Annotated in this window: 12 protein-coding genes; 9 read left to right on the top strand and 3 right to left on the bottom strand. The window is 28.4% G+C overall.

The annotated features are described in order from the left end of the window. Positions 1–142 precede the first annotated feature (142 nt). From HMPREF3186_RS01770 to srtB, 3 genes are all read left to right on the top strand, one after another. Positions 143–1132 carry a lipoate--protein ligase gene (locus tag HMPREF3186_RS01770; RefSeq protein ID WP_060913656.1) on the top strand — a complete coding sequence of 330 codons (990 nt, stop codon included), beginning with the start codon at positions 143–145 and terminating at the stop codon, positions 1130–1132. 24 nt (positions 1133–1156) lie between these two features. Beyond that, the gene (locus HMPREF3186_RS01765; protein ID WP_060913655.1) at positions 1157–1480 is read left to right on the top strand and encodes a YbjQ family protein; all 324 of its coding nucleotides are present in this window, start codon (positions 1157–1159) and stop codon (positions 1478–1480) included. Between the two features lie 98 nt (positions 1481–1578). Further along, positions 1579–2379: a class B sortase, LPKTxAVK-specific gene (gene srtB / locus HMPREF3186_RS01760; RefSeq protein WP_060913654.1), complete on the top strand. Its 801-nt coding sequence runs from the start codon at positions 1579–1581 to the stop codon at positions 2377–2379. A 55-nt stretch (positions 2380–2434) separates the two neighbouring features. Here the strand turns inward: srtB and HMPREF3186_RS01755 are convergent, their stop codons facing one another. The 3 genes from HMPREF3186_RS01755 to pcp form a co-directional block, all read right to left on the bottom strand. After that, entirely contained in the window at positions 2435–3814 is a 1380-nt protein-coding gene (locus tag HMPREF3186_RS01755) for an MATE family efflux transporter (protein WP_060913653.1), read from the bottom strand. A gap of 12 nt (positions 3815–3826) precedes the next feature. Next, positions 3827–4231 (bottom strand): MarR family winged helix-turn-helix transcriptional regulator, encoded by a 405-nt coding sequence (locus HMPREF3186_RS01750; protein ID WP_060913652.1) that lies wholly within the window; start codon positions 4229–4231, stop codon positions 3827–3829. A 172-nt stretch (positions 4232–4403) separates the two neighbouring features. Next, positions 4404–5051 carry a pyroglutamyl-peptidase I gene (gene pcp, locus HMPREF3186_RS01745; RefSeq protein WP_060913651.1) on the bottom strand — a complete coding sequence of 216 codons (648 nt, stop codon included), beginning with the start codon at positions 5049–5051 and terminating at the stop codon, positions 4404–4406. Between the two features lie 524 nt (positions 5052–5575). Between pcp and HMPREF3186_RS01740 the strand changes: the two genes are divergently transcribed. From HMPREF3186_RS01740 to HMPREF3186_RS01715, 6 genes are all read left to right on the top strand, one after another. Continuing rightward, positions 5576–7192, top strand: a complete 1617-nt coding sequence (locus HMPREF3186_RS01740; protein WP_060913650.1) for an ATP-binding cassette domain-containing protein — start codon at positions 5576–5578, stop codon at positions 7190–7192. A gap of 377 nt (positions 7193–7569) precedes the next feature. Next, complete coding sequence (nrdG, locus tag HMPREF3186_RS01735; RefSeq protein WP_060913649.1) at positions 7570–8217, top strand: anaerobic ribonucleoside-triphosphate reductase activating protein; 648 nt, start codon at positions 7570–7572, stop codon at positions 8215–8217. Positions 8218–8343: 126 nt separating this feature from the next. Next, entirely contained in the window at positions 8344–10494 is a 2151-nt protein-coding gene (locus HMPREF3186_RS01730; protein ID WP_060913648.1) for a YhgE/Pip domain-containing protein, read from the top strand. A gap of 163 nt (positions 10495–10657) precedes the next feature. Continuing rightward, a complete protein-coding gene (locus HMPREF3186_RS01725) occupies positions 10658–11659 on the top strand; it encodes a glycosyltransferase family A protein (RefSeq protein WP_060913647.1) in 1002 nt (333 codons plus the stop codon). Between the two features lie 2 nt (positions 11660–11661). Next, positions 11662–13686: a glycosyltransferase family protein gene (locus HMPREF3186_RS01720; RefSeq protein WP_060913646.1), complete on the top strand. Its 2025-nt coding sequence runs from the start codon at positions 11662–11664 to the stop codon at positions 13684–13686. Between the two features lie 820 nt (positions 13687–14506). Further along, on the top strand, positions 14507–17829 hold a 3323-nt coding region (locus HMPREF3186_RS01715), incomplete at its 3' end, for a Rib/alpha-like domain-containing protein (RefSeq protein ID WP_060913645.1).

Below are 17829 nucleotides of genomic sequence, written 5' to 3'. Positions count from 1 at the left end.
CCTTATAATTATACCATAATCTAACCTAAGTTTGTTTGAAATAACATAAAAAATATTAATTTGGATAAAAATTTAGTGTTTTACTTAGCAAAAAATGGTATAATAAGGAGTAAAGAAATAGTTAATTATTAAGGAGATTAATATGATATATATAGAATCAAAAAGTAATGATCCACGCTACAATACTGCATTAGAGCTTTATGCTTTTAATGAGCTAGCAGAAAAAGATGATGTGTTTATGTTATGGATAAACTCACCATGTATCGTTGTTGGTAAAAACCAAAACACAACAGAAGAAGTAAACCAAAAATTCTGTGATGACAAAGATATCAAAATCGTTCGTCGTGTAAGTGGTGGTGGTGCAGTTTACCACGATTTAAACAACTTAAACTACACAATTATCTCAAATGGTAGAAGTGGTGAAGAATTCGACTTCAAATCATTTTCACAACCAGTACTTGACGCATTAGACTCATTAGGAGTTAAAGCAGAATTTACAGGACGTAATGACCTTGAAATCGACGGGCAAAAATTCTGTGGTAATGCTCAATACGTACGTAATGGTCGTATTATGCACCATGGTTGCTTAATGTTTGATGTTGATACATCAGTTTTAGCGGATGCTTTAAAAGTATCTAAAGATAAAATTGAATCAAAAGGTATTAAATCAGTACGTTCGCGTGTAACAAACATTAAAGATCACCTTCCAAACCAAGATATGACAGTTCAAGATTTCGTTGCAGCTCTTAAAAAATATATGAGTGAAAAATACGAAATGACAGATTTTGTTGCAACTGAAGAAGACGAAGCTGCAATCTTATCTATTCAAGAAGAAAAAAATAACTCATGGGATTGGGTATATGGTAAAAATCCTGACTTCAACATTAAACGTAATAGAAGACTTAAAACAGGTAAAATTGAAGCTAATATCATGGTAGAACAAGGTGTTATTACTAATATCAAATTCTACGGAGACTTCTTCGGAGTAATGGATGTAGAAGATATTGCTAAAAAATTAGTGGGTGTAAAATATCAAAAAGAAGATATTCAAAAAGTTTTAGAACAAATTGATATTAACTCTTACTTCTTAGGAGCAACATTAGAAGAAGTAGTAGATATTTTAGTAGACTAATAAACAATTTAGGAGTGAAGTAATATGATTATTGCAACAACAAATTATGTTCCTGGAATGGAAGTAGTAGAATATAAAGGATTAGCTACAGGTGAAGTAGTAGCTGGGATTAATGTTATCAAAGATATAGGAGCAGGAATTCGAAACCTTTTCGGTGGAAGAGTTCAAGGGTATGAAGATGAAATTATTCAAGCAAGAGCTCAAGTTTTAAAAGAATTAGAAGCTCGTGCAGCTGAGATGGGTGCTAATGCAATTATCGGAGTTAGAATTGACTTTGATCCTCTAGGAGGAGACGGTAATAATATGCTTTTAGTTACAGTTACAGGAACAGCTGTAGTAGTAAGATAAAAGTAAATAATTTGTAAAATAAAATTAATAGCAATATTTATTGAGATATTGTATAATGATAAACAGTTATTAATTTTTTAATAGAGAGGAAAAATATAATGAAAAAAGTATTTAACTTTAAAAAGCTTTTCTCTATTTTACTTTTAGCAATTGCTTTAGTAACATCTGCTGTATTCGTAGCAGGGTGTAGTGATGATAAAGGAACAAGTTCTAGTTCATCATCAAAAGCAACTTATACAGTAAGTAAAGAAGAGAAAGATTATTTATCAAAACGTTTTTCAGAATTATCTAAGACGAATAATGAAACTGTAGCCTATGTTTATGCTCCAGGTACACAGTTAGATGAACCAGTAGTTCAAACTAATGACAACGAAACGTATTTAGATAAAACTTTTGAAGGTGGACACGTTCCTTACCTTGGTACTGTATTCATGGATATGGATAACAAAAAGGATTTCCATGATAGATTAACTTGGTTATTCGGACACGCTCGTGGAAGTAAAGTTGGAGATCACCGTATGTTCAACGATGTTAACTACTATGATAAACAAGAATACATGGATAAACACAAATTCGTAGTTATTGAAACTCCTGAGAGAAAATACTACTACGAAGCAGCATTCTTAACAATCGTGCCAGAAACAACTTCATTCTACCGTTTAGATTTTGAAAATGATGAAGATTTCTTAAACCAATTAACAAATGTTAAGAAAGATGCAGCAACTAAAAACGATAGCGTTCAGCTTAAAGGAAATGATAAATACTTAGTATTATCTACTTGCCGTGAGGAAGACGAAACAATTCGTTCTAACCTGTACCTACGTCAAATTCCAGATAACGAAATGAACGATTTCTTAGCTAAACATAAAGATGAATTAAAATATGTAGCTACAAGATAATAAATAACGAAAAGCAATCTAATGATTAAATTCACTAGATTGCTTTTTAGTTTATCTAAATAATATTTTGTTTTGGCATAGTTCTAAATTCTCTTATTAAGAAGAATAGTGAAACTGAAATTGCACAAAGGTCAGTTACTGGAGTGGCATAGATTATTCCTTCGATACCAAAGAAATGTGAAAGAATAAATAACATTGGTATTAGCACTATAATTTGCTTAGTTAAGGCAATAGTAACTCCAATTTTTGGTTTTCCTATTGCAGAGAAGAATGTAGAGCTTGAAATATGAACACCGTTGATAAATGTAAATAACAAGAAGAATCTCATATACTTAACTGCAAACTCAAAGTAAAGTTCATTACCATTACCAAATAGAGTAATAATTTGTTTAGGAAAAATCTCAAAGATTAAGAAGAATGTAATTGAGATAATCATTGCATACTTCATGGTATATCTCATTGTAGTACGAACTCTTTCGTACTTTTTAGCTCCGTAATTATATCCAAAAATTGGTTGAGCCCCTTGAATTAATCCAATAATAATAGCTATAAATATTATATAAATTTTAGCTACGATTCCAGCTACAGCTATAGGAATATCATTCCCGTACACAGAATTAGTACCGTGAATATTTAATAAATTGTTTGTTACTATTTGAGCTATCATATTAGAACCTTGGAAAACAAATGAAGGCATTCCAAGTCCTGCAGCGACTTTTAATAAAGGTATCTTAGGTATGAAGTCTTGCTTAGTAAATTTAACACTTTTGAATTTTGGAAAATATAAAACAAGAATCAAAGCAGATAAGAATTGACTTATAACTGTAGCCCAAGCTGATCCAGCAATTCCCCAACCAAATCCGAAGATAAAGATTGGATTAAGAATAGTATTAAGTACTGCACCAAAAATAATGGCAAACATTGAATATTTTGGACTATTATCCGAACGAACAATAGGATTAGTACTAATAGAAATTAGTAAGAATGGAATCCCTAAAGAAGTAATTCCAGCGAATGTCATTGCATATTCTAAAATTTCGTCTGTAGATCCAAATGCATACATAAGAGGTTTTAAGAATATATGAACTAAAATTGTGATAATAATACCAATTATAAATAATGAAGATACTGCAGTACCAACTACAGATTTTGCTTTTTCAGGATTTCCACGACCTAACTCAAGATTAAAGTTAGAGGCAGCACCAATTCCTATCATTAAACCTATAGCTAGGCAAATAGTTGTAAGAGGAAAGGCGACATTTGTTGCAGCATTACCTAAGTAGCCAACCCCTTGACCGATAAAAATTTGGTCAATTACACTATACATCGCATTAATAATATTCGCTGTAATAGCTGGCCAAGCAAATGATATAAGTAATTTTTTTATAGGTTTTGTACCTAGCGGATTTTCTATATAATTTTGTGTTTTTTCCATATGATCTCCTCCTTAAGTTATTTTATTCAATAGTGTGAAGAAAGTAGAAATTTCTTCTTCAGTTAAGTTTTTAAGAACGTCTTTTTCAGCTGTGTTTAGTAGATTAGAGTAAGTTGATAAAACCTCTTTACCTATTTCAGTTAAATGTAGTGTGTAAGAACGTCTATCTTTTATTCCACGTTTTCTAATAACAAAATTTTGTTTTTCAAGAGCATCTATATTACGTCCAACAATATTTCTATCTTTTCTATGTATTTCAGCAAGTTGAGCTTGGGTAACACCTTCATTTTCCGAAACATAAATAAGAGTAATGAAATGCCCATGTGTAATACCTATCTCAGCTAGAGGTTGTTTAGTATAAATTCTCATGTTCTCTAATAGCGTTATAATCTTATAACCTAACGCATCTTTTAACATAATTTCACCACCTAAAAATAATATAGCCAATATATTATATACCTAGTATACTACTTTGTCAACACAAAAAAGAAAACACTAAAAATAATATGTTTCATAGTTTCTTTTCAGTGTTTTCTTACTGTTTATGAAAATTTGACTCTGTTTGTATTGAGTAGAAATTTAGCATTAATTAATGTTCTAACCCACCCGTTAATTTTCTATCTTCTTTGTCATAATAAGTCACAGCAGTTTTTATTATTAATTCTAAAGCAACGATAATATCTTCTTTTTTCATATAAGGCATATTAGGCTTGTTTAAAACCTGTTCTTCAATATACGGGATATGAATAAATCCAGCTTTAATATTTGGATATTTTGTTGAAGTTAGGTATAAAGATTCATACATAATATGATTGCAAACAAAAGTACCAGCAGTATTAGAAATAGCAGAAGGGATATTATTTTTATTCAATTCATCAACAATAGCCTTTATTGGTAGTGTAGAAAAATATGCATTTTCACCATCTTTTCTTATGGTTTCATCAATAGGGCTATTTCCAATGTTATCTGGGATTCTAGCATCATCAATGTTTATCGCGATACGTTCAGGTGTAATTTTACTTCTTCCGCCAGCTTGACCAACACAAATAACGATGTTAGGAGAAAATGAGTCTATATTTTCTTCTAAAACACGTGAGCTGTCTTTGAAGACTGTAGGTAGGATAATTTTTTTTATTTCTATATTATCTATTACATTTGGTAAGCTATTAACACATAAACTTGAAGGATTTATACTTTCACCACCAAATTTATCAAAACCAGTTATTAATACTCTCATAAGGCACCTCGTAATTTTATAAAAAATATGTTGTAATAATGGGAGTGACTCAAAAATCGTGATTTCGTAGAAATCGATTTTGTCGAGTCATCCCCGCACAGTTTATTAGATATCTAAAAAGCTTTTATAAAGCGAATTTAGATATCAATAAACCACTGCGTCTATGAGTTTTCATCTGAACTTTGTTACATTTTAGGACTTTTGGGTCCCCCCATTACAATATTACAACTAAATAAATTTTTAAATTATAATAATTATAAAACAGTTTAGATAATTTGAAAATAGTATTTTTGTAATTTTAGGAGATAAATTCTAATTAGTCGTAAAATAAGAGATAAAAAATCATAAATTTACTAGTTTTAATTTTCAGATTTTTAAGAATTAAATTTACATTATTCTGAAAAAATGATATAATCTATTTATTATCTAAGATGTATTTTGTAAAAAGATAAGTTTTACTTTATTGTTAGCTAATAAAATAAGGCTACGTGAAGTAATGTGTAATAAATGGGTAGGAGAAGTTTATGAATCGTACAAAAAAATACTATGATAATAAGTTGTATACTGTTCAACTTATTACTATAATTTCTATATTACTAAGAACTATAGTAAATTTAACATCAATTTTTATTATTCAAGTTATCTTGGATAGTTTGATATCTAAAGATTTTGAGAGAGTTTATCATTTTGCTAAATACTTGATAGTAGTATTAGTATTTTATTTTTTATTGTTATTTCTTTCTCAATATTTTTTAAGAAAACTTTTCTTTCTTGGAAATTTTTCTGTTTTAGAGTATTTTTATGATAAGTTTTTAAAAAGTGAATATAATGATTTTAAAGAAGCAAAAAGTGGTGAAATATTATCTAAGTTAACATCAGATAGTATTAAGATATCAGATTGGTATTCTCAAGGTAAAGTTATTTTAGTAACGCAGTCTTTTATTTTGTTTTCTATATTGATATTTATGTGTAGGTATAATGTTATGATAACACTTATATTATTCTCTGTAATATTGGTATGCTTTTTTATTATAAAACAAATAAGTAAGAAGCTTTCGAATTGTATGAAGAGTGAACAGAAATTATTAGGTGAAACTAATCAATATATACTTCAGTCAATATTAGGTTATTTTGATTTAAAGCAATTAAATAAAGAACAGTACTTTATAGATTATCTTAAAGAGAACATTATAAATAAAAGAATAAAGGTCAATACTGCCTTAGCTAAGTATTTTTCGTTATATGTAGGTATATCTGCTACTGTTGCATTTATACTACCTATTGTTTCTCTATTACTTTCAGTGTATTTTATAATATATAAAGATTTTTCCGTAGGTTCGGCTATTGCAATATTTTCTACAGTTAGAATGTTAGATGAACCTATAAATTCTATATCAGATAAAATAACTGTTAGGCAGACTGCTCATAAGATAGAAAGTGAGTTGTCTAAGACTTTCAATAATAAAAGCAATGAAGAGAAAGAAGTATTAAAAATAAGTAAATTTAACAGTGTAAATGTGAATATAGCTAGTTTTTATTTTAAAGACAATCTGATTTTATCTGATTTTAGATTAAACATAAATAAGGGTGATTTTCTAGTTCTAAAAGGAAGAAGTGGAGTAGGAAAGACGACAGTATCTAATCTTATATTAAGAAATTTGCAAGAGGGTGCATATAAGTTAGATGGTGAAGTCTTAATCAATGAAAAAGATATATATAAGAATAATATTCAAGTTTTAGGAGAATTTTTGAAAGTAAGTCAAGAACCATACATATATGAAGCAACAATAAGAGATAATATTCTCTTAGGTGAATCATATGATGATAGACTTGATGAGATAGTTAGATTATTACACCTGCAAGAATTGATTGATAAATTAGGATATAATTATTTATTGAAAGAAAACGGAAAAAACTTAAGTGGTGGAGAAAAGCAAAGACTAGAGTTGGCTAGAATATTAATAAGAAGACCTAAGTTTATTATTTTGGATGAACCGACAAGTGCTATGAATACCAATTTGAGTGAATTAATAGTAGAAAACATTTTTAACTACTTAAAAGAACACAATATTACAAGTTTGATAATAACTCATAGTAAGGAATTTGATAAATTTGCTACAGATATCATAGAAATTAAATAAGAGTAAGAGCAACATTATAAATATTACCGCAGATAAGTAATACTTATATATGGAGTTAGATACTAGTGACTTAGGATTTTGATTTTATAAAAATTAATTTTCCTAAGTCTTTCTTTGTCGGTTTATATAAGATATATTTTGAAGGTGCTGAATCAAAAGTTTCAAATTTTAGAAAGTTTATATGAGAATCTTAGATATGGTACTTCATTGATATCTAATTTCGCTTTATAAAAACTTTTTAGGTATTTAACAAACTGCATTATTGTTACTCGATAAAATCGATTTCTCAAAAATAAAGATTTTTGAGGATCTCTTTATAAGATAAATTGTAATTCATTTTTAAAAGTGATATTATATGAATATAAGGGGTGAGGATTATGTCTAGAGAAGAAAAATTAAGAACTATTATTAGTACGATAGATAATTCAGAGTACAGTGCTACTAAGAAAACTACTAATAATAAATGTATGATGAGGACATATAAAGAAGCTAATGACACTTGGCTAGCTGAAGCATATTCTAAGAAAAAATATGCTGATTATAAACCATTTCAATTCGTTGATGGAGAGGGAGTAAGGTGTTCAATATATTTAAGTGGTTGTTTATTCGCTTGTAAAGAATGTTTTAATGAAAGTATTCAAAACTTTAATGCAGGTCAATTATATACAAAAGAAATAGAAGATCAAATAATCCAGGATTTAAATAATTCTTATGTACAAGGACTAACGATTTTGGGTGGAGAGCCGTTTCTTAATACTCAGGTAGCTAAATCTTTAGCGAAAAGAGTAAGAGATGAGTTCGGTTCAACAAAAGATATCTGGGTCTATAGTGGTTATACATATGAACAGCTCCTAAATGGTAGTGAGGATAAAAAGGAATTATTAAGACTGTGTGATGTCTTGGTAGATGGCCCATTTATGATTTTTTTAAAAGATTTAAGCCTTAGATTTAGAGGAAGTAGTAATCAAAGAATTATAGATATAAAACATTCTAGTAAAGATAATATAGTTCTGTATATGGATTAAGTTCGAATATAATGAAATTACTTTAACTAGTAGGTATTTCATGATATAATAGTTAGGTTAACAATTAGGGATAGATGATATCTCTAATTGTTTTTGTTAATTAATTTATAGAGAGGAGATTAAAAGTTGAAAAATATTATAGAGATTTTTAGAAATGATATAAAAGAAGTATTTAGAAAAACTAATACGTGGATAATTATAATAGGATTAATTTTTCTGCCATCGATGTATGCATGGCCGAATATACTATCGTCATGGGATCCGTATGGACATACTAACAATATAAAAGTTGCTGTAACTTCAGAAGATGATGGTGCTACTGTTGATGGAAAAGAGTTAAACTTAGGTAAAAGTTTAGTTGAAGGATTGAAAAATAATAAAAATCTTGACTGGCAGTTTGTCTCTAATAAACAACAAGCTGAAGATGGAGTAAGAATAGGGGACTATTATGCGAGTATTGTTGTACCGAAAAATTTTAGTCAAGATATGACATCTGTTAGTAGAACAGAACCTAAGAGAGCCACTATAGAGTATACGGTTAATGAAAAAATTAATGCGATTAGTCCAAAAATAACAAATAGTGGAGCTTCTGCAATAGCTAATAATATTAGTAAAAACTTTGTAGAAACAGCTAATGGTATAATTTTTGAAAGACTGCATGAAGTGGGGATAAAATTTGAAGAAAATCTTCCATCAATTGAAAAAGCAAAAGAGGAAATCTTTAAATTAAATGATAACTTTTCTACATATGAAAGTACTTTAAGTGAATTAATTGGAAAAGTGGAATATGGGTATAATATTTTAAATAATGTTCAAAATACACTTCCAGAAATAGATAGAGTAGCTACAAATAGTATTATGATTGCTGATAAGGCTGGAATCACTATTAATAATATACAGGGATTCAATGAAAGATTATTACCGATTATTAATAATCATCTTAATGTTGTAGAGGAAGTATCTAAAGAAGCTAATGTTATAGCAAAAGAGTTACAACAGAAACCAGATAAAACAGAAGAAATAAAGGCGAGACAGAAAGCTTTAGATAATAGACTACAAGCTAGTACAGAAAGATTACAACTCGTAAAGAATATTTTTGAGTATTTTAATAAATTATCAAGTGAGAGATTATTTAATAATCAACTTGAAAGAGTAACAACTTTATTGAATGATATTACGACGATAAAAGAAGTAAATAATAATATCTACAATAAGATGGATCATTATGATGAAATAGCAAATACTGTAAAAGAGGAATTTGTAAATAAATCTGCTAGAGTTAATGAAGTTTCTTCAAATATGAATTCAAAATTAAATGTAGAAGTTGCACCTTTAATCTCTCAAGTTCTTAGTAAGGCAGAGGTTAATATTGATAAGGTGAGTGGCATAATTGCTGGGGCACAAGGAGAACTACCTGCAGTAGAAAGAAAATTATCAGAAACTGAGGTAAAAATAAGTAATGCTTATGGAAAACTATTATCATTACAAGCTCAAATGCCATCTGCAAAGAGTAAAATTCAAAAACTAACAGATGAAATTAAAAAAGCTGACAGTGGGATAGATAAAAATCAACTATTTAATTTATTGAAGGTTGACTATAAACAACAGGCAGAGTTTTTCGCAAATCCTGTTAAACTTCAAGAAAATAAACTTTATCATATAGAAAATTACGGTTCAGCGATGACACCATTTTATACAGTTCTTTCTATTTGGGTTGGTTCATTACTAATGTCTTCGTTATTAACTACTAAAGTAGAAGATGAAGAGAAAAAATACAAACCATATCAAAAATATTTTGGTAGAGGGCTACTATTTGTAATTATATCGTTATTCCAAACATTAATAATTACACTAGGCGATATGTATGTGCTAGGAACACAGGCAACCTCACCATATAGATTTGTATTATATGCATTATTAATTTCACTACTATTTTCTTCAATTATCTATACTATAGTGTGTATTTTAGGAAATGTAGGGAAAGCTGTTTGTATAGTATTATTAGTATTACAATTAGGAAGTTCAGGAGGAACATTTCCAATTCAAATGACATCAGAATTTTTCCAAGCGTTATATCCTAAAGTACCATTTACATATTCTATAGGCTTACTACGTGAAGCGGTAGGTGGTGTATATATTCCAGCTGTAGAACGTGATATTAAGATATTATTTATCTATCTAATTATCGTTCTTGTAGGAGGAGCAATTCTAGTTAGTTTAAAAGCACGTTCTGCTAAATTGAGTAGAGAAAGAGAACGTTCTAAGTTATTTTTATAAGATTTATATTTTAAAAATTTTAATAAAGTGATTCAAAAGAATTGATTTAATGCAGTCAAAACTTTTGAGTCACTTCTTTTGTTTGTTTTCTCATACTAAATGAAAAAACTTAGTATTTATGATATAATTAAAAGATAAAACCTTAAAATATAGAGGATAAATTATGGTTAAAACATTAGATAGAACCAAAGACATTTTCTTAGATACAATGCTTTTGGGAAATGAAATATTAACGAAAAAAATAAAAACAACTAATAAGACTAAAATCACTGTAATCTTAGCTGCTTATAGAAATGTAGAGAGATTGGAAAGTATTATTAAGGATTTATATAATCAAAGTTTTCAAGAATTTGAAATAATAGTAGTTGATGATCTTTCTGGATCAGAGATTGAAGAAGCGGTAGTTGCATTAGATAATAATAAAATTAACTACATAAAAAAACAACTAGGTTCTAACTCTTCAGCAAAAAACTGCGCATTAGATTTTTCTAAGGGGGAATATGTAGTTTTTGTTGAAGAAAGCTCAAAATTAAAATCTAATTATTTGGAATTATTATTTAATGAAGTATCACAGAAAAATCTTGATATAGCAATATTAACAAGAAATGGTTATCCAAGTATATTAAATGAGAATATATCATCAGGGCAAGATTACCTTATAGAAGAAATTAAGAAATTAAAAAGTGATTTGAATTATAATGTTACTTCTTGTATTTTTAAGAAAAAATTCTTAGATGTTTATAATTTAAGATTCCAAGAAGATATGTTAGCTTTAGAAAATTTATATTTTAAATTACGTGTCTTTGATGTTGCAGGTAAAGTAAGTCAAGTAGCAAAAGTAGGTTATAAAGATTTAGAAGAAAATAAATCTGTAAGAAATAATGCAATGATTGAAGCTTCAACAAGAAGAATAATGATTGCATTTAATAGAATTGAAGAATTTAAACAAAATAAAAAATATGAGGAGAGTTTAAATTTACTTTGTGGATATTTACTTTTTGATGTACTTAGAATGTATGAAAATATGTCCGAGGAAATAGAGATTTTAGAGCTAATAAAATCAAGAAAAAACTATTTTGATAGTGACACATTCATAAATAAAACGATGATAGCAATGTCTCCGATAATGTTTGCAAATCATCTTAACAGAAAGGATAGGAGATAATTATGAGGCGAATATTGCATAATGTGTTTTCATATGCGTTTATAGCTTTGTTTACAATAGCTTTAACTTGGGCATATGTTGCACCTTTTGTATATGAAAGAATATTAAATCCGTTGGCACTTCTGTTAGGAGTTCCAGTCGTTTTCATACTGTTTATTTATGCAGTAAAAAAAGTGTTAGCAACAGATGAAGTTGGATTAAAAAAATATAATCGAATTATTATACTAGTATATTTAGTATTTCAGGCGATTATTTTATCTATGGATACATTAAACTTTTCAGATGGTGCAGAGATAGAAAATGAAGCACATTACATGCTAAACTACGGAAAATTCTCTGGTGAGAGATATTTTTTAGTTTATCCGAATAATATTACACCGACAATTATTCTATACTGGATATATCGTATAGCTGCATTTCTACATATATCAGAAGTGTGGACATTGCATATATTCTGTTTTTTAGTAACAACAGCGACAATATTTTTAACATATAAAACAGCTGGGAAATTACTTACAAAGCAAAAGCAAACGATAATTTTAGGATTAATGATATTATACATTCCTTTCCAAATGTATAGTTTATTCTATTATTCAGATACTCTAATGGTAATTATGGTTGCTTTAATAATATATGTCCTTATACCATCAGATGGAAGCTTTATCTTTAGAACAAAGCATATTGTAGCAGTAGCTATTTTAGTTGCATTTGCATGGAACTTAAGATCTAATATAATTATTATCTTACCAGCGTTAATAGTGTACTTACTATTTTTTAAATGGTATAAAAATTTAATTCTATTATTAGTGACCTTTGGAATTGCATTTGTCTTGTTTGGAAAAGGATTCGATATGCTATGGGCGCACTATGGATTTTGGAAAGATGATGGATATAAGTTTCCAATGTTGCACTGGGTAATGATGGGTATGAGTATTCAAGGTGGTAGTTATAACTGGCAGGATTTCCAATTTACATATCTTAGTCAAAACAAGATGGCAGATGACCTGGGCTTATTCTTTAATAGATTAACTCATAGACCAATCTTCCTTAATTTACTTATGGTAGTTCTTAAAGTAAGAGGTAATTGGAGTGATGGTACCATTAATTATACGAATGGTACACGTGCACTAAGAGATGGAGATGGTTTCTTGTGGCAATTTTTCTATGGAAGTAATAATAGTTTCTTCATATATCTTTCTCAAATGATGTATGTCGTGATTATCTTTGGTATGGTATATTACATCTATAAACGTAGAAAAGAATACATTACTTCATGCTTCTTATTCCAAATTATTATCTTCGGGGTGTTTATGTTCCATTTAATCTGGGAAGCTAAACCAAGATATGTTTATGCATGGATGCCGATAATTTTTATTCTAGGAGCGAAAGGTATAATACTATTTGCTGAAAGATATGAGACGACTATATTTGATAAGTACAAGAAAAAACTTTATATTGCTTTTGGAGTAGTATTTGCTCTTCAAGTAGGAAGTGATAGTTTCTTAAGACCATCTTATTCGATGAACCTAGACTATGATTCACGTGTAATAAATGGTATTAGTATTTATGCAACGGATAATTATTTAAGAGATGGAATAGTTAGGGTTAATAAAGATACAGAAGTAGAACAGACATTTAAAGCTAATCGTAGTTTCAATTATGTTCGAGGATATATTTCTTCATATGATGAGAAAAATAATTCGAAGTATAAAGTAGAGATAATAGATAAAAAAGATAATAAAGTTGTAAGAGAACATGAATTTATTTATCGTGAATTGTATTGGGAAGTACCACTACAAACATATACTCTTCGTTGGTATTTCGATGATCTTCCGGCAGGAGACTACAGTGTGAAATTCTCACAAGTAGAAAGTGATAACAATGGAAGCATAGTTATTTCTAGTGTACCAAATGAAATGATTGATATGTATGAAGCTGGTAAATTATATATTAACGGTGCTGACCAAAATAAAAAAGATTTATCATTACAAATAGGACATAGATACCAAAAACTTTGGTGGTATTAATGAAATAGAAAAAATAATATCTTTAATTAAGGTAAGAGGCTCATCTTTGGATGAGCCTTTTTATATAATGATTAAAAGTGAGTGACAAAAAAATTGTAATTTTGAAGAAAGTGATTTTGTTGAGATTCCCGCAAAGTTTATTAGATATCTAAAAGTTTTATTATAAGGTGGATTTAGATATCAATAAACTATCATGTGTATAAATTTATCTTTAAAATTTAGGGATGTAAGATACTCCCATGGCAGTTAGTTTTATATTTAATAGTATGTGTTATTATTTATAATTTTATTTATTTATCAGAAATGAAGTTATGATGAAAATATAACAATATTGTGGACTTTGAACATAGTCAGAACTTGTCATAAATTCTTGACAAATAAATATTAAAACTCTAAAATAGAATGTGAAGGAAATAAGCTATTTAACTGTAAAAAGAATACATACTAGTTAATAAAAGGATTATATATTTTTGTTGTTAGTATTTTTATTGATTTTAAGTTTTTTAGTAGAAGTTATTTTTAGTTAATAGGAAAACAATATGAAGGTAATGACTTTTAAGGTTAGATATTTTTAAAATAAGGATACTTAACGGGTTTTATCATAATTTAGAAATAATAAGATTTATAATGTGAAATATTTTATGAAATTTATAAGCTTATTTTAGAAAATTTTACTTTAATGTTTAGTAAAAAATTTTGTTTATACATTTAAATTTTTTATACCTTTTAGGTGATTTATATAATAATTAGATTTATAGATTTGATTTTTTATGTTTATCTGTCAATCTAGTATAGAAATTTATAATAGTAAGGAGTACCCATGGTAAGTAAAGATAAAAATAAGGTGTTGAAATATTCAATAAAAAAATTCAGTGTTGGAACATTTTCAGTGATGGTAGGAGCTTTCATATTTTTAGCAACTCCAGCTTTAGCAAGCGAAACTAACTCTGAAAATATACATAAAGAAAATAGCACTATTATAGAAAAGGAAAAACCTAAAGAAACTTATAAAAATGAAGTAAATATAGCAAATGAAACAAGTAATGTGGAAAAAAATGTTTCAAATAATGCTAAAGAAAATTATTCTGTAGAAAAGAAAAGTAACCCAATAGAAGAAAAAAATCCTGAAGATACAACTATTTTAGGAAGCGGAGAAAAAGTTTACTCAACAGAAAAGAATGGTGACTCAATAGAGGAAAAGAGTTCTGTAGAAAAAACTGTTGCTGAAAAAACAAAATCTCGTAGGAAAAGATCTATAAATTCAGAAATAGAATCTGCAAAGCGATTTGCAACAAATGAAGATTTTGAGAAAATTTCAAAAGGTTTAATAACGACAGAAGATGGAAAAATTGATAATTTGCTTTTTGGAAAAACTCCATTAAAAGCAAATGAAGATAGTGATGGGGATGATGCACAAAATGGTAGTGAAATCTATATTTATGAGAAAGATGGAAAAACTTATTATGGATATTATGGGCATCCATTTTTAAAGGATACAGATGGTGATGGTATACCGGATAACGACCATAGTGATTTGAATAAACCAGCTGATGATGACAATTTTAAGTGGTATGTGACTGATCGCGATATGGTTATGTTTATGAAGCTAGCATATCGTGATGACGAGTATATTAAGAAAGTTTTAAATAGAGATTATAAGTGGACTAATGCTGATAACATTGTTAAAGATGATTCAAGAGCTAAAAATGAATATGAACTTATGCACAATGAACTATCTTCATATTGGGAAGTTGACAAAACCTATCATTATGATAGTGGACTTGATGCAGTAATATTTAAGACAAAAAGTACATTTCCGTTCTTACTAGATGGCTTAGTTCATGTTCTTGCAATAAGAGGAACTCATGGTAGTAAGGATGTACAAAATGATGCTGTTATTGGATTAGGACAAGATCCAAGGCAAGGTTGGGAAATAGAAGAAATAATAAAAGATATTGGTAAGAGAGAAGATATAAAAAACTTCTATATAACTGGACACTCATTGGGTGGTTATCTAACTCAACGTGCGGTAGTTAAATTACATAGATTAGCTAATGAGGAAAATGGAAACTATATAGATTCTATAGCTGAAAAATATAAAAATTTCTATAATAATATTTTTAAAAAAGCTACAACTTTTAATGCACCAAAAATTAATGCATCTATTTTAAATAGAAACTTATATAATAAAAGTATCTTAAGTAAGAAATTGGCTAAACAAGGGAAAATTAAACATTATGGGATGAGCAAAGATAGGGTTATAGGATTATTATATAATGATAAAGATGTATTGACTTATATAGATGGGGGAAGTCATAGTTCTAATTCTTACTTTTCAGCATTGTTAAATGATGATGATAATTTTAATATAGGTGAAAGAACTGGAGTTAGTGGTAAGGGAAAACAAAATCCAGTATTGAAAGATTTAAAGATAGCAGAACCAACGGATGAAGAAGTAAGGAAAATAGTAAATGAGAATATAAAAATTTCATTGAAAGATCAAAATCCAGTAGAAATATTAGCGTTAAATAAAATATCAAGAGAAGAAGTCTTGAAAAAATTAAATTTAGATAATTTACCTAATACAGCAACATTGAATATAAATGTTCCTGATGAAGTTCAATCGACAGCAGGAAATCATGTTTTACCAGTAACAATAAGTTATTTAGGAAAAACAGTAGATCCAAATATAAATGTGGTAGTAAAAGTATTACCGAATTTCGAAGAGTTGAAAGCTATTAAACAAAAAGCATCTGATGAGAAAGAGAAGAGAGTAGACACAGAGCATAAAACTGCGGAAACAAAAAATTATTATGATGCAAAAAAAGTAGAATTAGACACTAAACTACAAAAAGTTGAAGAATTGTTAAATAATAGCAGTGCTAAACAATCGGAGATAAAAGATTTAACTAAAGAATTAGAAACATTGTTAGAAGAATATAAAACGTCTGTTAGTGGTTTAAAATTAGATAAAACTTTATTAACAGATGAGATAGCAAAAGCTACGAATAAATTGGAAATGTTTAAAAATACAGATACTTCATTAAAACCGGTAGAAGTAGCAACTGAATTTAATAGTCAAAAAGATAAATTGCTGAATAACTATAATAATCTTTTAAAAGAAGTTAAGGATAATTTAGATAAAATAGAAACTTACGATAAATTAGTGGAAGAAAAAAATAGATTGGCTAATTTGGAAAATGAAATACAAGAAGCCTCATTTATTTTAAATAAAACTCAAAAAGATTATTATGAACCAATTAAGAAATCTTATGAACTTTATGAAGGGGATAAACCTAACGAGGAATTATCTATTGAAAAAAATAATCTACCTATAAAAAATATTATATGGGAAATTAAACCAAATACTTCAAGTTCTGGAAATAAAGAGGGAAGAGTAAAAGTAATATATAATGATGACAGTTTTGATTTAGTAGATGTAAACGTGAATGTTAAAGCTTTGTATGGAGAAATAATTACAACAACTAAAGAAGAAAAGCTTCCATTAAAAGTAACTTACACTGGTGATGAAACAAAAGATTATGGTTATATCAGTGAATTTACTGGAAAAGATGGTAAAGTTGTTACAACTATAAAATCAAGATTAAATAAAAAGACGAATATTGTAGAAGAAATGAGTAGAACTTCAGTAAGAACAGAAGCTACAAATACAGTTATTATAAAGGGGACTAAGTCTAAAATAGAGGAGATTAAAATCCCAAAAGAAGTTATTTATGAAGAAGATGCTTCGTTAGATAAAGGTAAAGAGTTTGTAAAAACAGAAGGAGAAGATGGTAAAAATATTACGACAACGACGTATGTTTTAAATAGTAAAACTGGAGAAATTACAGAAAAAGTAACTGTAGAGAAAAAAGAGAAAACAGATAAAATTATAGTAAGAGGAACAAAGCAAGTAGTTAGTGAGCCTGAAATTATAGAGGTTCCAACAAATCCGAAGGATAACTCTAATGAGGATAGTGTTTTAGTTCAACCAGGAACACCGGCTAAGCAAGAAACACCGACAGCACCTTCAGAGGAGAAACCGAAAGAAGATAAGCCATCAGTTCCAGAAGTACCAGAATACATAGATCCAGTAGGAACAAGTAGTATGGCCGGGGAAGGAAACCTAATTACCCCGCCAAC

Source organism: Gemella haemolysans, assembly GCF_001553035.1.
GTDB classification, from domain to species: Bacteria; Bacillota; Bacilli; order Staphylococcales; family Gemellaceae; genus Gemella; species Gemella haemolysans_B.
The sequence above is the reverse complement of the archived record's forward strand: the minus strand, read 5'-3'. Positions and strand labels throughout refer to the sequence as shown.